14 protein-coding genes, 1 pseudogene and 1 riboswitch are annotated in these 18,770 nt (G+C 66.4%); of the genes and pseudogenes, 6 read left to right on the top strand and 9 right to left on the bottom strand.

Annotation, left to right across the window (positions count from 1 at the left end; all coding sequences use genetic code 11):
- Positions 1–76: 76 nt before the first annotated feature.
- From ACP69S_RS10755 to ACP69S_RS10745, 3 genes are all read left to right on the top strand, one after another.
- Positions 77–1,195, top strand: coding sequence for an AI-2E family transporter (locus ACP69S_RS10755; RefSeq protein WP_425997042.1), 1,119 nt, complete (start codon positions 77–79; stop codon positions 1,193–1,195).
- A 266-nt stretch (positions 1,196–1,461) separates the two neighbouring features.
- The gene (locus tag ACP69S_RS10750) at positions 1,462–6,315 is read left to right on the top strand and encodes an NAD-glutamate dehydrogenase (protein WP_425997040.1); all 4,854 of its coding nucleotides are present in this window, start codon (positions 1,462–1,464) and stop codon (positions 6,313–6,315) included.
- 78 nt (positions 6,316–6,393) lie between these two features.
- Positions 6,394–7,602 carry a DUF418 domain-containing protein gene (locus ACP69S_RS10745; RefSeq protein ID WP_425997038.1) on the top strand — a complete coding sequence of 403 codons (1,209 nt, stop codon included), beginning with the start codon at positions 6,394–6,396 and terminating at the stop codon, positions 7,600–7,602.
- Here ACP69S_RS10745 and ACP69S_RS10740 read toward each other — a convergent pair.
- The 6 genes and pseudogenes from ACP69S_RS10740 to ACP69S_RS10715 form a co-directional block, all read right to left on the bottom strand.
- Entirely contained in the window at positions 7,599–8,357 is a 759-nt protein-coding gene (locus ACP69S_RS10740; RefSeq protein WP_425997036.1) for a dienelactone hydrolase family protein, read from the bottom strand. The genes ACP69S_RS10745 and ACP69S_RS10740 overlap by 4 nt on opposite strands.
- A gap of 1 nt (position 8,358) precedes the next feature.
- Entirely contained in the window at positions 8,359–9,948 is a 1,590-nt protein-coding gene (purH, locus tag ACP69S_RS10735; protein ID WP_425997034.1) for a bifunctional phosphoribosylaminoimidazolecarboxamide formyltransferase/IMP cyclohydrolase, read from the bottom strand.
- A 32-nt stretch (positions 9,949–9,980) separates the two neighbouring features.
- Positions 9,981–10,061, bottom strand: a riboswitch (ZMP/ZTP riboswitch).
- Positions 10,062–10,092: 31 nt separating this feature from the next.
- Complete coding sequence (locus tag ACP69S_RS10730; protein ID WP_425997032.1) at positions 10,093–10,398, bottom strand: hypothetical protein; 306 nt, start codon at positions 10,396–10,398, stop codon at positions 10,093–10,095.
- Positions 10,399–11,153: 755 nt separating this feature from the next.
- Positions 11,154–11,816, bottom strand: coding sequence for a haloacid dehalogenase-like hydrolase (locus ACP69S_RS10725; protein ID WP_425997030.1), 663 nt, complete (start codon positions 11,814–11,816; stop codon positions 11,154–11,156).
- Positions 11,817–11,944: 128 nt separating this feature from the next.
- A pseudogene (locus tag ACP69S_RS10720) lies at positions 11,945–12,059 on the bottom strand (hypothetical protein); the annotation flags it as partial.
- 103 nt (positions 12,060–12,162) lie between these two features.
- Entirely contained in the window at positions 12,163–12,537 is a 375-nt protein-coding gene (locus ACP69S_RS10715) for a hypothetical protein (protein ID WP_425997028.1), read from the bottom strand.
- Between the two features lie 197 nt (positions 12,538–12,734).
- On the opposite strand from ACP69S_RS10715, the gene ACP69S_RS10710 reads away from it, so the two are divergent.
- Complete coding sequence (locus tag ACP69S_RS10710) at positions 12,735–13,013, top strand: DUF454 family protein (protein WP_425997026.1); 279 nt, start codon at positions 12,735–12,737, stop codon at positions 13,011–13,013.
- A 43-nt stretch (positions 13,014–13,056) separates the two neighbouring features.
- On the top strand, positions 13,057–14,865 hold the full coding sequence (locus tag ACP69S_RS10705) for an ABC transporter ATP-binding protein (RefSeq protein WP_425997024.1): 1,809 nt from the start codon (positions 13,057–13,059) through the stop codon (positions 14,863–14,865).
- A gap of 153 nt (positions 14,866–15,018) precedes the next feature.
- Here ACP69S_RS10705 and ACP69S_RS10700 read toward each other — a convergent pair whose 3' ends face one another.
- A complete protein-coding gene (locus tag ACP69S_RS10700) occupies positions 15,019–16,767 on the bottom strand; it encodes a DUF4153 domain-containing protein (protein ID WP_425997022.1) in 1,749 nt (582 codons plus the stop codon).
- 158 nt (positions 16,768–16,925) lie between these two features.
- On the opposite strand from ACP69S_RS10700, the gene ACP69S_RS10695 reads away from it, so the two are divergent.
- Complete coding sequence (locus ACP69S_RS10695; RefSeq protein WP_425997020.1) at positions 16,926–17,342, top strand: iron chaperone; 417 nt, start codon at positions 16,926–16,928, stop codon at positions 17,340–17,342.
- Positions 17,343–17,388: 46 nt separating this feature from the next.
- On the opposite strand, the gene ACP69S_RS10690 is transcribed toward ACP69S_RS10695, so the two are convergent.
- Together ACP69S_RS10690 and ppk2 are read right to left on the bottom strand one after the other, a co-directional pair.
- Positions 17,389–17,988 (bottom strand): hypothetical protein, encoded by a 600-nt coding sequence (locus ACP69S_RS10690; protein ID WP_425997018.1) that lies wholly within the window; start codon positions 17,986–17,988, stop codon positions 17,389–17,391.
- Positions 17,985–18,746 carry a polyphosphate kinase 2 gene (gene ppk2 / locus ACP69S_RS10685; RefSeq protein ID WP_425997016.1) on the bottom strand — a complete coding sequence of 254 codons (762 nt, stop codon included), beginning with the start codon at positions 18,744–18,746 and terminating at the stop codon, positions 17,985–17,987. The genes ACP69S_RS10690 and ppk2 overlap by 4 nt, the downstream gene beginning before the upstream one ends.
- Positions 18,747–18,770: the final 24 nt, after the last annotated feature.

The raw sequence follows: 18,770 nt of genomic DNA, 5'->3' as shown, positions 1-18,770 counted from the left end.
AGCACCGACCCTAACCGCGCCCTTGCGCCACGCCAATCGCGGTAGGCAAAGTGTTGCGATCTCCAGGAGCTCTTGAATGACTGTTTCGTCGTCCGCCGCCACTCGTAACGCCGTGGTGTTCCTGGCGGTCATAGCGGGCGGCGCGGCGCTGCTGTGGATGCGCGACATCCTCACGCCGCTGGCTCTGGCCGTGTTCCTGGCCGTCATGATCGACAGCTTCGCCCGCGTACTGACCGCCAAGGCTCATTTTCCCAAGCGCCTGGCTCTACCGACCGCCATCGTTCTGTCGATCACGCTGTTTGGCCTGTCGGTCTGGGTCGTGGCTGAAAACAGCGCCAGTTTCGTCGATCAGCTCAAGGCCTACGCGCCCAGACTCAATGACGTGATCGCCAAGCTGGCCCACGCGGTGGGCATTCGGGTGGCGCCGACGGTCGGGGACCTGATCACCCAGCTCAATCCGCAGCGCTATATCGGCGCCGCCGCCCAGAGCTTGCAGAACTTCGCCGCCAGCGCCGTGCTGGTGCTGATCTATCTGGGCTTCATCATCGCTTCGAGGCGCGGCTTCAGCCGCAAGATCGTCTCGATGTTTCCGCAGTCTGCCGAGCGGGACAAAGCGATGGTGCTGTTTCATCGCATCCGGGACGGCGTCGAGCAGTACCTGTGGATCCAGACGGTCACCGGCCTGATCATCGCGGTCGGCGCCTGGCTGGTCATGGCCCTGCTGGGGCTCGACAACGCGTTCTTCTGGGCTTTCCTGATTTTCCTCGCCAGCTACATCCCGATCATCGGCGGAGCTATTGGCTGCTTCCTGCCCCCGCTGTTCGCCATCGTGCAGTTCCCCGACAGCTTCCTGCCGGCGATCATCCTCTTTGCGGCTTTGCAGGCGATCTATTTCATCGTCGGCAACATCGTCCTGCCGCGCATGCAGGGCGACAGCCTGAACATGGATCCGACCGTGGTGCTGCTCTCCCTGGCGGTCTGGGGCGCCTTGTGGGGCGTGCCGGGCATGTTCCTGTCGACGCCCCTGACGGTGGCCTTCATGGTTATCCTGGCCCAGTTCGATGGCACGCGCTGGATCGCCATTCTGCTGTCGGAGGACGGAGATCCGCAGGGCTCGGGCGATAAGGCGTTCAAGTCGGAAAAGTCCGAGTCGTCAGCCCGACAGAAAGTCGCCAAGGGGGACTTAAAATCCTGAAAGCGGCGCCTATCTCTGTCTGGTCCGATGCCCCCCAGTCGGACCCCGCGCGACGTAGCCAGGTTCTCCGGCGCGTCCGAAGCGGAAGATGCCCGCCAGCCCCCCCGGCGGGTCTGCGCCGCCGGTTCCCCCACCGGCGGCGCTTCCGTTTCCCTCGGAATCTTGGCCCTTTGAAATCAGCAATATCCTTTGCGGGTTTCCGACGTCCCGGTTGAATCGCAGCCCGAAAAGTCTAGGTTGTCGCCAAAAATTCGCGAGGAAATCCCATGACTGGTGCAAAAAATGACCTCCAGCCTTCAGAGGCGACGGGCGGCCAGTTGATGGCGGCGTTCGCCCAGACCCTGGGCCATGCCCCCGACGCGCTGCCTCCTCAGGCGGGTCATTTCCTCGCCCAAGCCCAGGACGACTGGTCGGCCGACGAACTGCCCGGCTTCGACGCAGGAGACACCGCTCACGCTCTCGCCGATTTCTGGCGCTTCGGCCAGGAGGTTGCCGACGCGACCGAGCCGGCCATTCGCCTGCGGCAGGCGCGCAAGCCCGACGGGACCACCCTGCGCGGCGACCTCCTCGAAATCGTCCAGCCTGACCGGCCTTTCCTGGTCGACAGCATCATGGGCGCGGTTGCCGAGGCCGGCTTTCAGGTCCGCGCCATGTTCCATCCCGTGGTCGAGGTCGGCGGCCAGCGTCGCTCGATGATCCAGATCTATCTGGCCCCGGTGGGAGAAGACCGCGAAGCGGCCCTGATCCAGGCCGTCAGCGAGGCGCTGGCCGACGTGCGCCTGGCCGTGCAGGACTTCGAGGCCATGCGCAACCTGATGCGCCGCACGATCGTCGAGCTGCGCGACACCAAGGTCGCCATCCCGGCAGAGGCCCGGGCCGAGGACATGGACTTCCTCGACTGGCTGGCCTCGGACCACTTCGTGTTCCTGGGCGCTCGCGTCTACGAATATCCCCGCACCAGCGACGGCGGCTACGCGGCCGAGGAGCCGCTGTACCAGCCCGAGGGCAGTCTGGGCGTGTTGCGCGACCAGGCCCGCACGGTGCTGCGCCGGGGCAGCGAGCCGGCCATCCTGTCGCGTCAGGTGCGCAACCATATCGAGATCGGCGATCCCATCGTGGTCGCCAAGTCCAACCTGCGGTCGCGCGTCCACCGGCGCGGCTACATGGACTATGTCGGGGTGCGCCGGTACGGCGCCGACGGCAAGCCTTCGGGCGAGGTCCGCTTCGTGGGCCTGTTCACCGCCGAGGCCTACGAGACCCCGGCCCATGACGTGCCGCTGATCCGCCGCAAGGTGGCGCATGTTCTGGACAGCGCCGGCAAGGATCCCGACAGCCACAACGGCAAGCGCCTGCGCAACATCCTCGAGACCTGGCCTCGCGACGAGCTGTTCCAGACCGAAGAGGACCAGCTGCTGAACATGGCGCTGGGGGTGCTGCACCTCTATGATCGACCTCGCGTGAAGCTGTTCACCCGCCGCGACCCCTTCGACCGTTTCATCTCGGCCCTGCTGTTCGTGCCGCGCGAGCGCTACGATTCCGGCGTCCGCGAACGGGCGGGCAAGTTGCTGGCCGACGCTTTCGGCGGATGGATCTCAGCCTATTATCCCAGCTTTTCGGACGCCCCGCTGGCGCGCGTCCATTTCATCCTGGGCGTCAGGCCCGGCGATCACCGCGAGCCTGATCTGGCCGCGCTGGAAGCCGCCATCGCCGAAACCGCCCGCACCTGGGAAGACCGCTTCGAGGCGGCGATCCGCGACGGCGGCGCGCCCGGTCGCGTCGCTGAAACTCTCGCCCGCTACGCCGGCGCCTTCCCGCCGGGCTATCGCGATCAATACGACGCGTTCGAGGCTCTGTCCGACATCGAGATCGTCGACGCCCTGACACCGGAAGATGCGGTGCGCGTTCGCGCCTTCCGTCGTCCCGACGACAGCGCGACCACCTTCCGCTTCAAGCTCTATCGGCCTGGCGCCGCCGTGCCTCTGGCCGACGTCCTGCCGATCCTGGAGCATATGGGCCTGAAGGCCCTGATCGAGGATGGCCACAAGGTCTCGCCCACTTCTGAAAGCGGTGAGCGCGCGCCCGTCTGGGTGCATGAGTTCGTGCTGGCCGACGAGCAGGGCGAGCATTTGAGCTTTACCGACGTCAAGCTGGCCTTCGAGGCCGCCTTCGTCGCCATCTGGACTGGCCGTGCCGAGAGCGACGGCTTCAATCGCCTGGTGCTGGAACTGGGTATCGGCTGGCGCGAGGCTGCCCTGATCCGCGCCTTGGCCCGCTATCGCCAGCAATCCGGCCTCGATCCCAGTCAGGGCGTGCAGGAGCAGGCTCTCGCCGATCACCCAGGTGTCGCCCGCCTGATCCTCGACCTGTTCCAGACCAAGTTCGATCCCGCCGTCGTCGCTGATCTCAAGGATCGTGAGGTTCAGGCCAAGGCCGTCGAGGCCAAGATCGGCGAGGCGCTGCAGGCGGTCGAAAGCCTCGACGCCGACCGTGTCCTGCGCCGCATTGCGGCCCTGGTCGGGGCGATCCAGCGGACCAACTTCTACCAGCCCGGCGAGGACGGTCAGCCCAAGCCCTATATCAGCTTCAAGATCGCCTCCCGCGAGCTTGAAGACCTGCCGGCCCCCAAGCCCTACCGCGAGATTTTCATCTCGGCCCCGCATATCGAGGGCGTCCACCTGCGCTTTGGCCCGGTCGCCAGAGGCGGCCTGCGCTGGTCCGACCGCCGCGACGACTTCCGCACCGAGGTTCTGGGTTTGGTGAAGGCCCAGCAGGTCAAGAACGCGGTGATCGTGCCTGTCGGCTCCAAGGGTGGCTTCTATCCCAAGCAGCTGCCGCGCGGCGGCGATCGTGACGCGATCCAGGCCGAAGCGATCCGCGCCTACAAGACCTTCCTGTCGGGCCTGCTCGACATCACCGACAATATCGACGCCGATAACAGGGTCGTGCCGCCGGCCTCGGTAGTCGTGCACGACGGCGAGGATCCCTATCTGGTCGTCGCCGCCGACAAGGGCACGGCGACCTTCTCCGACATCGCCAATGGCGTGGCCGAGAACTATGGCTTCTGGCTGGGCGACGCCTTCGCCTCCGGCGGTTCGGTCGGCTATGACCACAAGGTCATGGGCATCACCGCCCGTGGCGCCTGGGAAGCGGTCAAGCGTCACTTCCGCGAGATGGGCAAGGACATCCAGACCGAACCCTTCACCGTGGTGGGCGTCGGCGACATGAGCGGCGACGTATTCGGCAACGGCATGCTGTTGTCCAAGCAAACCAAGCTTCTGGCTGCCTTCGACCACCGCCACATCTTCCTAGATCCCAATCCGGACGCGGCCTCCTCGTGGGAAGAGCGCGACCGGATGTTCAAGCTGCCGCGCTCGTCGTGGGACGATTACGACAAGTCCAGGATCTCGGCCGGCGGCGGCGTCTTCGCCCGCAGCCTGAAAAGCATCTCCCTGTCGCCGGAAGTCCGGACCCTGTTCGAGATCAAGGCTGAAGCCGTGTCGCCGGCCGAGCTGATGACCGCGATCCTGAAGTCCAGAGCCGAGCTGCTCTATCTCGGCGGCATCGGCACCTATGTGAAGGCCAGGGTCGAGAGCAACGCCGACGCCGGCGACAAGGCCAATGACGCCGTGCGCGTCAACGGTTCGGACCTGCGGGTCAAGGTGGTGGGCGAGGGCGCCAATCTGGGCCTGACCCAGGCCGGCCGGATCGAGTTCGCGGCCGCCACCGGCCATATCAATACCGACGCCATCGACAACTCGGCCGGCGTCGACAGCTCCGACCACGAGGTCAACATCAAGATCCTGACGGGTCTGCTGGAGCGGGGCGGCGAACTGGATCGCTCTAGCCGCAACACCCTGCTGGCCTCGATGACCGACGATGTCGCTCATCATGTGCTGGAGCACAATTACGACCAGACCCTGGCCCTGACCCTGCTGGAAAGCGACGCGATCTCCGAGGTCGACAGCCATGTCCGCTACATGGTCGATCTGGAAACCCGGGGTCGCCTGGATCGCAAGGTCGAGGGCCTGCCCAGCAATACGACGCTTCTTGAGCGCGGTCAGGCCGGCAAGGGCCTGACCCGACCCGAACTGGCCGTGCTGCTGGCCTATGGCAAGCTAAACCTGTTCGACGACATCGTCGCCTCCGACGCCCCGGATGATCCTTGGTTCGAGAAGACCCTGCGCGGCTACTTCCCCAAGGGTCTCGACCGCTATGCCGACCAGATGCAGAAGCACCGCCTGAAGCGCGAAATCATCGCCACGGTGGTCGGCAATCAGATGGTCAACATGTGCGGCCCGACCTTCGCCACGCGCTTGAAGGCCGCCGCCACCTGTGACGCGGACGCCCTGGTCACCGGCTTCACCGCCGCTCGCGAGATCCTTGGCGTCGACGCCCTGTGGGACCAGGTCTCGGCTCTCGACAACCACGCCTCGGCGGCAGGCCAGACCGCGCTCTACAAGGCCCTGGCCTACGCCCTGCGGAGCCTGACGTTCTGGCTGGCCCGCCGGGCGTTCCGGGACAAGGCCTCGGTGAAGACGCTGATCGACAACTACGGCCCGTCCGTCGCCGAACTGCGCAGCATGACGCCCGCCGTCCTGTCGAGCTACGAGCAGAAGGCCGTGGCCAGACGGGCCAAGATGTATGTCGCCGATGGCGCGCCGGACACCCTGGCCCAGGCCGTCGCGGCGCTGCAGCCCCTGACCACAGCCGCTGACCTGGTCGATCTGGCTAACGCGTCCAGCTGGACGGTCAAGAACGTGGCGCGCCTGTATCACCAGACCGGCGCGGCCTTCGGCTTCGACCGTCTGCGGGGCGCGGCCGGCTCGTTCGTCGGCGGCGACGCCTTCGAGCGGCTGGCGGTGCGCCGCCTGATCGAGGATCTGCTCAGCGAGCAGACCACGATCACCCAAGCGGTGCTGAAGTTCTCGGCAACAGCCCAGGCGGGCGAGGATGAGCTGTCGGCCAGGGCGGCGGTAACCTCGTGGGCCGCCCTGCGCATGGACCGGGTCCGCTCGGCCAAGCGTACGGTGGAGGATATCGAGAACGCCGGCGGCGGCTGGACCTTCGCCAAGCTGACCATCGCCAATGCGGCGCTGCGGGAACTGGCCAACGCGGGGTAGATCGCCCGACGCCCGACTTGAGGTTGTGGAGCGAGCCCGGGCCGGACTAGGCTCGCGCCGCAACGCCTTGGGGGGCTCATGGTCGAGAATCGGATCCTCCTGCTGGACTCCTTGCGGGGTCTGGGGGTGCTGGGCATCCTGCTGTGCAACGCGCCGGACTTTGCCGTCACCTCGGGGCTGGCGGAGTCGGTGCGCCACTGGCCGCATGGCACAGGGGCCGACACGGTCTCGGTCTGGGTGGCTACACAGTGGCTGTTCCAGCGCAAGTTCGTGACCCTGTTCGCCATGCTGTTCGGCGTCTCGATCTTCCTGATCGGCGGCGAGCGGTCGGAGACGGGCAAGGGCTCGATCCTGCGAAAGCGGCTGATGTGGATGGTGGTCTTCGCCCTGCTGCACGGCTTCGCCATCTGGTTCGGCGACGTGCTGCTGAGCTATGCCCTGGCCGGGTTCGCTGTGATGCTGGCCCGTTCCTGGACGCCCAAGCGGTTGTTCAAGGTCGGGATCGGTATCTGGATCGGCTTCTCGCTGCTGATGGTGGTCGGTGTGGTCGTGTCCATGCTGATGCCGTACGATGCGGCCAAGGAAGCGGCCGAGAGCGCCAGGCAAGCCGCCAAGAACAGCGCCGCAGCAGCTCAGTACGCCGGGACCTTCACCCAGTCCCTGATCCAGAACGCCAAGGACCGTCTCAACTATCTGATGGCCGAGCCGGTCATCTTCCTGATGACCAGCAGCCTGATGATGATCGGCCTGGGCTGTTTCAAGACCGGCGTCCTGACCGGCGAAGCCTCGAAGAAGACCTATGTCACCCTTACCGTCGTCGGCCTGCTGGCCCTGGCGGTCACCGGCGCGCTGTTCATCGCCTGCGCCCTGACCGGCCTGTCCAAGCCGCTGGGCAATGTCGCCGGCGTCTTCCAGACGGCCACCGCTCCCCTGACCACCCTGGCCTATGTGAGCCTGGTCGTCTTCGCCTCGCGCTCCGCCGGCTTCTGGAAGAAGATCCCCGAAATCCTGGCGCCGGTCGGCCAGATGGCCTTCACCAACTATCTGACCCAATCGATGATCATGACCACTATTTTCTACGGCGGTCGCGGCCTGAGCCTGCATGGCAAGGTCGACCGGCCCGGCTTGGCCCTGATCGTCGCCGGCATCTGGATCGTTCAGATCCTGTGGTCGAAATGGTGGATGGACCGCTTCACCATGGGGCCTCTGGAGTGGCTGTGGCGCCGCCTCTATCGCGGCTCGACGCCGATCCGGCGTAGCAAGGCCACCGCGGCCGTCGCCGCCTAGGCTTTCAGGGTCTCCGTCAGTGCGTGGGTGAAATAGTCCCGGAGCTGGTCGAACAGGTCGAGGCGGTACTTCGTGCGAGGATCGCCGGCATGATCGTCGTCGAAGGCGTGGGTGGCGTCGGCGAGGAAGACCGTGTCGATGTTCAGGCCGTCGAGGGCCAGTCGCTCGAACGCTTTCTTGGGCGCCTTCCAGCCGACCACGAGGTCCTTGCCGCCCAGCACTGACCAGATCCGGGGTCCGCGCGCGCCCCAGCCCCGACTGCTCGTCAGCGAGGGATAGCTGGCATAGGGGTAGACCAGCATGGCTCCCTTGACCCGCGCTCTCAGCTTCGCCGGATCAGCGTCCGGCAGGCCCGTTGCCCGCGCCGCGTTCTCACCGATGGCGTAGCCATCCATGATCGCCCAACCGCCGTGGCTCCAGCCGGCGAGGAATATGCGCTCGTGATCGGCCCAGCCCTGGGTTTCCAGCCAGGTCAACATCGCGAAAATGTCGGCCGAGCGCTTGAGGCCGTGCAGGGTCGTTCCAGTGCAAACGCGAAGCCGCCCCTCAAGAGTGGACATGCCGCGCGGCTTCAGGGAGTCGATGACGATGGCAGCGTAGCCCGCCGCGACCGCCGTCTGCGCATACACCTCCAGGAACGGCGTCTTGCCGCCGCAGCCGTGCAGGATCAGCGCCACCGGGAAGGGTCCGGCGCCGTCGGGCTTGAACACCCGCGAGTGTTCGGCGACCTTGGCTCCCCAGGCGGCGCTATCCATTCTAGTGCCGGAATACCCGCACGCCGGTGAAGGCCATTGTAAGGCCCAGCTTGTCGGCAGCCTCGATCACTTCGGGGTCGCGCATCGAGCCGCCCGGCTGGATGATCGCCGTGGCCCCGGCCTCGGCCGCCTGGATCAGCCCGTCGGCGAACGGGAAGAAGGCTTCTGAAGCGCAGGCGCAGCCCTTCAGGTCCAACCCGAAATCAGCGGCCCGAAGGGCTGCGATCCGGGCCGAGTCCTTGCGGTTCATCTGGCCGGCCCCGACGCCCAGGGTCTGGCCCGCGCGGGCATAGACGATGGCGTTGGACTTGACGTGCTTGCCGACGGTGAAGGCGAACAGCATGTCGCGCACTTCTTCGTCCGTGGGCTGACGCTTGGTGACGATCTTCAGATCCGAAGCCTTGATGCGGGCGTCGTCGCGCGATTGCACCAGGAAGCCGCCGGCCACGCTCTTGAAGGTGTCGCCGGTCGAGAGTGCGTCAGGCAGGCCGCCGGTGATCAGAAGGCGCAGGTTCTTCTTGGCCGCGAACACGGCGACGGCGTCGTCGTCGGCCTCCGGGGCGATCACCACCTCGGTGAAGATCTCGACCATCTGCAGCGCCGCCTCGCGGGTCAGGCGGGAGTTCACCGCCACGATGCCGCCGAAGGCCGAGGTCGGGTCGCAGGCCAGGGCCCGCTCATAGGCCTCGCGCTGCGAGCCGCCCACGGCCACGCCGCACGGATTGGCGTGCTTGATGATCGCCACGGCCGGGCCATCGGCCGGGTCGAATTCGGCGATCAGCTCGAAGGCCGCGTCGGTGTCGTTGATGTTGTTGTAGCTGAGCGCCTTGCCCTGCAGCTGGGTGGCCGTGGCCACCCCGACGCGCGGGCTGGGAAACGCATAGAAGGCCGCTTTCTGGTGCGGGTTCTCGCCATAGCGCATGATCTGGCGCAGCTCGCCGGAAATGCTCTTGCGGGCCGGGAAGTCCTGGCCGAGCGCTTGCGCGAACCAGGCCGAGATCGCCGCGTCATAGGCCGCCGTGCGGGCATAGGCGCGGGCCGCCAGGGTCTGGCGCAGGGCCAGGGTCGTTCCACCGGCCTTCAGGGCCTCCAGCACTTCGGCGACGTCCGAGGGATCGGTGCAGACGGCCACATAGCCGTGGTTCTTGGCCGCCGAGCGGATCATGGCCGGGCCACCGATGTCGATGTTCTCGACGCACTCGGCGTAGGACCCGCCCTTGGCGACCGTGGCCTCGAACGGATAGAGGTTCACATACAGTATATCGATGCCGCCAATGCCGTGGTCGGCCATGGCTTGCGCATGCTCGGGCGCGTCGCGCACGCCCAGCAGCCCGCCGTGGACGATGGGGTGCAGGGTCTTGACCCGGCCGTCCATCATCTCGGGGAAGCCCGTCAGGTCCGAGACGTCCTTGACCGGCAGACCGGCCGCCGCGATGGCCGCCTTGGTGCCGCCGGTCGAGACCAGCTCGACGCCGGCCTCGTGCAGGACCCGGGCCGCCTCGACCAGCCCGGTCTTGTCGGAGACCGACAGCAGGGCGCGCTTGGGCGAAACGAGATCGGGGGCGGACGGATAGTCGGGGGCGGCGGGCACGGCGGGACTCCGGGTCTGGTGAAACGAGACGAAAAAGGAGCCCAGGCGCGCGGCTGATGAGGTTCGGGCTCCCCGGTGGTCGCCCACCTTCAACGCCAGTCATCCGAACGGGGCGGAAAATACGGGCGGGGGCGAGGGAGTCAATCAGCGCTTCGCTGCAGCGCGCTGGCGTTCGGCGTCTTGTCGCAGAATTTCGTCCAGCACGGGCGTCGCGCTGGGCTGGAAGATGTCGGCCCGGCCGCCGGCGATCTGGGCGCGGTTGTCGGCCAGCAGGGTCAGCATGAGGGTGCGCTCGCGCGCCGGGATCTGGTCGAGGAAGGGCGCGATCTGCCGATGGAGCTTTTCGGTGACCTCTTCCAGCTTGTCATAGATCGTCATCGCGCGGTCGGTGACCTTGTTGACGTGGCGAAGGGGGCGATAGCGACTGCGGGGCGGCTTGGACTTGGGCACGGGGTGTTTCTCCTGGGGGGGGGGACGGGTCGGCGCGTTTCATCTTCCCCCTCCGGGGGAAGACGGTCGCGAAGCGACCCGTAGGGGGCAAGTCTGGTGGACACGGCTTTTCGGCCTCGCGCCAAACTGGCTGCAAGTGGGTGGGGAGGCGCGAAGCGGCCGGGGCGAGCCCGGATGACCGTGATGTGTGTTGTGCGTTTCGGCTCGACCTGTCCGCTTCGCCAAGCTGTTCTTGACCGTGAGGATCGGGGCACACGAGCGTGAGTTTCAGCTCTGATTCCCAATTAACCCCCGGACGGGCGCGCATCTCGTCGATCGGCTATCCGTCTCGACGCCGACGATGTGCGATAGGCGGCTTCTGATCCCCGCCCTCTTCAACCCGCGCTCGCTCGGCCGACAAGCCACTCAGCATCCGGTCCGTCCTTCTGAGACAGCCCGCACACCTCGACCCGCCTTCCAGGGCGTCGCGGCCCCGCTCAGCTTCATCACCCGTCGCCGCATCAGGCCGGTACCAAGCGCCCTCCCCCTGCGACGGGGACAGCCATGATTATGCGGGCGGTTTGAGCGCCAAGGATCGGGGCGATGAAGATTTTTACAAGCTGCTTATCTCGCTGGGGTTTGTTCTCAAAAGAACGGGGATAGAGCACACCCCATCCCCATACCTCCCGTCATTCCCGCCCTAAAACGACGGGGATAAACCGACGCTGGCAAAGGTCTGCCGCCGACGCCGGCAGCAGACATTGCGCTCACCCGGCTCACCAGGAAATAGGTTCGACCGCGACGCCGCTCTTTGCGAACCGAGCGAGCGTTGGGACAGACCCATTCACTAGGCACGCTCGATCAGCTCGCGCCAACAATGGCAGGTCATCTGCGCTGTCTGAATAGGCTACCGCCCACCGCTGGCCATGCCCGGCGACCAAAAGGGCGTCGCACTTTGCCTGATTGCGACAGTGTCGGATTCCGATCCATCCTCCAAGCCATGGGCCGAGCGTAGAGCCAACGACTGCAATCGGCGGCAAGTTCAGGCCCTCGATCAGCTTTTCAGCCAGCCATGCCGGGGCGGCGGTGGCGATGATCACTGGCTCTTCACGCTCGATATGGCCGCGCATCGTCAAAAGCCCGGCCTCCCGCCAACCGATGGGCCCATCACCTCGCTGAATCCCACTCGCGAAGGCACCAAAGGAGGCTCGGAGCTCATCTTCGGTCTGCCCTGCGCTTGCGATCCAAAGGGCTATTGAGGCGCCCCAGCGCCGCGATCGAGAATGCGTCATAAGCAAGCCGGCGACGGGCGCGGCAGCGACGGCTATGGCAGTTCTCGCCCAAGAGCGCCTGATCCTGCTGATCATCCAAGCAGTAGCGGAGTCGCCGTCTAGCAGCGTGCCATCCAGGTCGAAAACGATTGTGGTGAGCGGCGGCATTTCTAGAACATACACTGGGCCGGATGCGGAAGAAGGTTTGTGTCGGGTCGTGCCCAGGCATCAGCATAGGCGCTGACTTCGGCCATTCAGATTGCCACCGCCAGGAATTGTCGGTCCCGGTGAACTCCCGCCCTTGTGGCGGAAACCCCTGGTTCAGCTGACACGTGAAACGCCAGCGAAGTGCGCGCGCACTTCGCCCCTCCCGCACCTGCGGCGGTGCGAGGGTTCCCGCCACAAGGGCGGGTGTCACCCGAGACCGACAATTGCTCGCTGTCACGATCTGAGAGTCCAGATCAGTGCCTGTGTCGGCGGCTGTATGTTGATCTGAAGCAGCTGTTGGGCAACGTCAGCGGCCGTTCCACAATTCCGGTCGGGCCTCGATGTAAGCGATCAGGAACTCCGCGAGCGCCTGATTGTCCTTCAGGCTGCCGTGCTGGCCGCAGCCGGTGCGCTCAAGCTGTCCGCGATAGGGCGGGACGAACAGAATCATCCGCACGCCCGCGCGGCCGGCCGCCTGGCGCATCGCCGCCTTCAGGTCAGCGACGGTCTTGCGATATTCCGGCAGTTTGACGTCGGTCTCCTCGGGCCAGTCGACCAGGATGGCCGCGCTGGGCGACCGACGATAGATCTCCGCCAGCAGGTCGCCGAAGGCCTTGGTCCAGTCGGGGATTAGGCCGTCCAGGTCCTTCCAGAGCTCGTCCGGCCTCTCGCGACGCTCCATAGTTGAGCTTCGTGGGAAAATGGGGAAGCCTTTTCTGTGGGGCTACCTCGGCGTTGTCTGGAACCGCTGCGTCCCACCTCAAGCAGCCGCCTGGAACGTCCGTTGCTGGCACAGACGTAGCGATTGCCGGTAGCGGTGTATCCCGTCTTTCCAAGGCGGGAATGACGGTTGTATATTTGGGCGATAGTGTCCCGGCGATGACGGCCCCACTTCCATCCGCCCGCAAGCCTCGTCGCCGCCTGACCCGCGTCGAACGCTGGGCGCTGGACGGTCTGGGCGGGTCGCTGGTCGCCATCGGCGCGGTCGGGATCGTCGTGCCGGGCCTGCCGACCACGGTGTTCTGGATCGGGGCGGTGGTCTGTTTCCTCAAGACCCGCCCCCTGGTCGTGCGGCCCCTGCTCCGCACGCCCGTGGTGGGACCGGCGATCATCGGCTTCCTGAGGTGGCGGCCTTTCGGCTGGGGTCGGAAGCGCTAGCGGGGTCGCTTCAGAACGCCAAACCCCCTATCTACCCAGCATCATGAGTGACTTCATTGACGACGAGGACGAAACGGCGGGCCGCAAGCGGGCGCTGTCCAACCGGCAGGTTCTGGGCTTCATCGCGCAGTTCTGGAAGCGGCGGCCGGTGCTGTTCGCCCTCGGCGTCGGCCTGACCCTCGTGGCTATCGGCTTCGACCTGGCGCTGCCCTATGCTGCGGGACACCTGGTCGATGCGGTGGTCGAAAAGCCGCGCGGCGACCCGGCTGCATGGTCGGCGCTGTGGGCGTTCGTCGGCGTCTATCTGGCCTTCGCGGTGGTGCGCAATATCTCGCATCGGTTCTGGATCCCGCTGGCCGCCCGCAACATGGAAGAGATGACCAACGAGGGCTTCGCCAAGGTGCAGGCCTTCTCGTCGGACTGGCATGCCGACAGCTTCGCCGGGGCCACCGTGCGAAAGCTGACCCGCGCCATGTGGGGCTATGACAGCGTCACCGACGCAGTGACCATCTGGCTGGGACCTGGCATCGTCGTGCTGGTCGGCCTGTCGGTGATGATGCTGTTTCGCCAGCCGATGGCGGGCGTGATCTCGCTGGTCGTGATCGCCGCCTATCTGGCCGCCAATATTATCGTTATCGAGCGCTATGTGCGGCCCAGCAACCTGCGCTCCAATGCCCTGGATTCGAAGATCGGCGGGGCCCTGGCCGACGCCGTGACGTCCAATCCGACGGTCAAGAGCTTCGGCGCCGAAGACCGCGAGACCGCTCGCATCGCCGAGGTCACGGGGGAGTGGCGAGAGGCGGTGATGGTCACCTGGAACCGGTTCACCGATGTCTGGCTGGGCCAGAACCTGCTGCTCGTTTTGCTGCAGGCCGGCCTGACCGGCTCGATGGTCTGGGGCTGGTCTCAGGGCACGGCGAGCCCCGGCGATGTGGCCTTCGCCATCACCGCCTTCATGCTGATGAGCGGCTATCTGCGCAACCTGGGTGAAAACATCCGCATGCTGCAGAAGGGCCTGGACGACAGCGAGGACGTGGCCGCCTGGGACCGTTTGGCGCCGCAGATCGCCGACGCGCCAGACGCGCCCGCCTTCACGCCCCATACCGGGAAGGAGGGCCCCGGCGCCATCGCCTTCGACAACGTCACCTTCCGCTACAAGGCGGCAGGCGCGCCGCTCTACGACCAGTTCAGCTTGCGGATCGCGCCGGGCGAGCGGGTGGCGCTGGTCGGGCCGACAGGCTCGGGCAAGTCGACCTTCGCCAAGCTCATCCAGCGCCTGCACGACCTGCAGGGCGGCCGGATCGTCATCGACGGCCAGGACGTCTCGGCGGTGACTCAAGGCAGCCTGCGCCGCGCCATCGCGGTGGTGCCTCAGGACCCGGCCCTGTTCCACCGCAGCCTGCTGGAGAACATCGCCTACGGAAAGCCGGACGCCACGCGCGAGGAGATCGAGGCGGCGGCGGCCAAGGCCCACGCCCACGACTTCATCCTGCAATTGCCCAGGGGCTACGACACTCTGGTGGGCGAGCGCGGCGTCAAGCTGTCGGGCGGCGAGCGCCAGCGCGTGGCCATCGCCCGCGCCTTCCTGGCCGACGCGCCGATCCTTGTGCTGGACGAGGCGACCTCGTCGCTGGACGTCGAGACCGAAGCCGAGGTCCAGATCGCGGCCGAGGCCCTGATGGCCGGCCGCACGACCATCGTCATCGCCCACCGGCTTTCGACGGTGCGCGGGGCCGACCGGATCCTGGTGTTCCAGAAGGGGCGGGTGGTCGAGGAGGGCCGCCACGCCGAGCTCAAGGCCAAGGGCGGGATCTACGCGCGGCTCAATGCGGTGAGCGAGGGGGTGGGGTAGGCTCCCAACTTGACCTCCAAATCTCTTGTCATCCCGGCCAAGCGCGCAGCGCGCCGAGCCGGGACCGCCGGAAGCGCCTAGGCATGCCGTGGTCCCGGCTCGGCGCGCTGCGCGCTTGGCCGGGATGACAAGATTTGTTTGCGGTTGAAGGTCTTACCGCCCCGGAACCATCCCACTCACCATCCCCGGCGCCTCCACCGCGCAGCCGGACGCGAAGGGGATGAAGGCCAGCCGCAGGTCCCCGACCAGAATGTCCCGCCGTGGAACTGGCTCGGCCATGCGGGCCGTCCCCGACTTCAGGGCCTGGTCCAGGTCGGTTCCGCTGCAGCGGGCCGAGGCCGAGCCGATCTTCTTCCAGCTGTCCTTCGGGAACTGCTTGATGACGTCCAGCGTCCCGCCGTTCGAGAACAGCACCTCCTCGTTGCCGTCGCCATCGATGTCGAGCAGCAGGGCCGAACAGGTCGTGCCGGGGTAGATACAGACCGAATCGCCGTCCGATGGCGACCAATCCTGCTTGACCAGGCTTCCGGGCAGCACGCGGCCGGCCGGATAGACCGTGGTCTTGGTGAAGCGGGGCTGGGCGTCGATCGGCGGGCGGACGGTCCAGACCAGGGCCTGGGCGGCGCCCTTGGCGATCTCGGGGTTCTTGTCGGTCTTCAGGCGCGCCAGCACGGCCCGTCCGTGGCGACCGCCGTCGAAACGCAGGAAGGCGTAGTCGAACTGGGCCGGCTTGACCTTGCCTCGCGCCAACCGGTCGGCCTGATCATTGACCGATAGCCGCGCGGGATCGGCGATGGGGGTGAAGAGGGCGGTCAGCAAGGCCAGACTGATGAAGGCCATGACCACATTGGTCCGCTCCAGGGTCTTCATCCATGCATCGCGACGGAAGGCCGCCATGGCGTAGCCCACCGCATGGCCGGCGGCGACGAAGACGAAGGCGGCGGCGAACACCCGCTCGGGCGTCAGGCCGTGCTGGCCGATCCGCAAGGCCAGGCCATAGGCGGCCAGCAGGGCGATCGGGATTAGCAGAACGCCGGCGATCCGCGCGGCCCATTTCAACACCGTGGGCGGCGGCTCGGTCCCGCACTGATAGGCGGCGTTGATCAGCACGATCAGGTGGGCGGCGGCGGTCAGCAGCAGGGCGGTGGCGGCGCGGGTCTTCCAGAGAGGTTCAAGGCCGGTGAAAGGCAGGCTGGCCAGGAAACCGGCGGCGATCAGGGTCATCAGCGACAGCAGCCAGGCCAGCAGGGTCAGGGCCACGGTCCGCACGCCGCGCACCAGGGTCGAGCGCACGTCGGTCAGCTGCACGGCGGCGGCGAACATCACCGTGGTGGCCGGGAAGGCGAAGGCCTCTTCGGAGATCAGCTTCTGGATCGCGTCGATGCCGATCAGCTTGAACAGCGAGGCGCCCAGATAGAGCAGGATCCAGAACACGCCGGTGAAGGCCGCCGACAGGGCCAGCTGCACCCCGTGCATCCAGGTGATGTCGAAATAGGCCGGGTAAGAAGCCACAACCTTGCGCTCGGCCTCGGCCGGCTGGATCAGGTGGTGGGCGATGAACAGGCCCCCGGCTATGGCCAGGAACACCGGAAAGTCGGGCATCTTGTCGGGCGTCGTATCGCGCCAGACGCCGTGAAAGGCCAGATAGGCCGCGAAGGCCGCCGCGCCCAGCGCCCAGACGATCAGGCTGCTCCGGCGCAAGGCGCCGATCCCGGCCAGGATCACGAAGGGGACGGCCAGCGCCACCAGCACCAGCGGCGCGAAGACCAGGGGCTGGGTCGCGGGCCAGGCTTTGACGTTCTCGGCATGGTGCAGCAGGAACAGCGCCAGGCCTTGCAGCAGGCCGACTCCCAGTCGGATCGCAGTCGTCGTCCGGGCCGATTGGCTTGCCGTCTGGTCCATCGCCCCGTCCTCGTACAGCCTCGACACTGAGCGTGACAGATCACGCCGCGAGCCTGTTGTGAAGCTGGTGATGATGGCGCAATTTCCACCTCGACGGCGGCGGATGTCGGATCGGGCTGTCTTGGAACGTCCTCGAGAAATCATCGGAGGAACCCGCCTTGAAAGTCGCAGCCGCGTCCATCGACGCCTATCTCGCCGATGTCCCGCCCGACCAGCGCGCCGCGCTTGACCTCCTGCGCCGCCAGATCCTGGCCGCCGCGCCGGGCGCGGAGGAGTGCATCAGCTATGGCCTGCCGACCTTTAAGCTGAACGGCTCGCTGGTGCATTTCGGCGCCGCCAGGGGCCACTGCGCCTTCTATCCGCGTGACACGGTCGAGCACTTCGCCGACCGGCTCGCGGGCTATGACATCAGCAAGGGCACGATCCGGTTCCAGCCGGACAAGCCGTTGCCGGAGGCGCTGGTCCGGGTGCCGAGATCGTGGCCGAACGCGCGGCGCGGAAACGGCGCTAGAGCCCTTTCCGACCTGATGGATTCATCAGGGTCGGGCGAAAAGGGCTCTAAATCAGAAGTTTAGAGCATTTTTCGATCCGATAACCGTTTCACACTTATCGGAAAATGCTCTAGCGCTTCTTGGCGCCATTGAGCTCGGCATAGATCAGCACGCCGTCGGCTCGCCTGCCCATCACCTCGATCCGCACGCTGTCGGTGTGCATGTGCGGCAGGAAGGAGATGGCGGTGGCTGGGAAATCCAGCAGATAATGGTCTTCGACCCCGCTGTCTCGCGCAGTGAGCCAGGCCGTCTGGCTAGGAATGTCCGGCGTGATCCGAAACTCCGCGCTCCCAAATTTGGCGCTTTGTCGCGGCTCCGGTTTCTTGTCGGTGTCGACGACCTTGAAGGATCCTGCGGAGACCGCGCGACCGCCGTCCCAACGCAGCGCCCAGGTCACACGCCTGCCGCAGGAGGTCGCGGCTTCGCCCATAGCTCCGAAGAGCGTCATGACGTCGCCCAAGCCAAGGGTGGCCATCTGAAAGCCACCGTCCGACCCGATGTTCCAGACGGGGCTGGCCCTGGCAGGGGTGATCTTGGCGACGAACGGCTGGACCGGGGTCTCCGATAGTTGCCGCTCCAGCCCGGGGGCCGACCGGCACTCCTCGGCGAAGGCGGGGAGGCCGACCAGGGCCGCGAATAATGCCCAGCCGAGACCGAGCCGAAGGGTCACCGCGCCAGCCGTCCATCCGTCAGCGCCGAGACCTCGAACGGGAAGATCACCTCGGGATCCGGCTTGGCTACGTCCTTCAGCAGTTTCTTGTCGCCGGTCGCGTGCAGCAGCCAGCGGATGATGTTCAAACGGGCGGACTTCTTGTGGTCGGCGCGTAGGCAGATCCATGGGGCCTCGGCGATGCTGGTGCGGGTCAGCATGTCGTCGCGAGCGGCGGTGTAGTCGGCCCACTTTTCCTGGGCGACGGCGTCCAGCGGGCTGATCTTGAAGGCCTTGAGGGGGTCCTCGCTGCGCGCCTTCAGGCGCTCGGCCTGGGTTTCACGGCTAATATCTAGCCAGAACTTGGCGTAGCGCACGCCGCTTTCGACCAGCATCGTCTCGAAGGCGGGCACATCGCGCAGAAATTGCTCCTGCTGCTGCGGCGTGGAAAAGCCCATCACCTTCTCGACCCCGGCCCGGTTGTACCAGGAGCGGTTGAACAGCACCGCCTCGCCGGCCGCGGGCAGCCATTCGACATAGCGTTGGAAGTACCACTCGCTGCGTTCACGCTCGGTGGGTTTGGGCAAGGCGACGACGATGGTCTGACGGCGATCCAGGTGCTCGGTGATCCGCGAGATCGCCCCGTCCTTGCCGGCGGCGTCCCGACCTTCGAAGACGGTCAGTATCTTCCAGCCGTCCTTGATGGCCTTCTTCTGCATCCCGATCAGGGCCAGCTGCAGGGCGGCGAGCTCGGTTTCGTAGTCGTCTGACTTGCTCATGCGGTGAGCCTACCCCTGGAAAGC

This window comes from Caulobacter sp. DWR1-3-2b1 (assembly GCF_049895765.1).
Lineage (GTDB): Bacteria > Pseudomonadota > Alphaproteobacteria > Caulobacterales > Caulobacteraceae > Caulobacter.
Note: the sequence above shows the minus strand (reverse complement) of the source record. Positions and strands in the feature narration are given on the sequence as shown.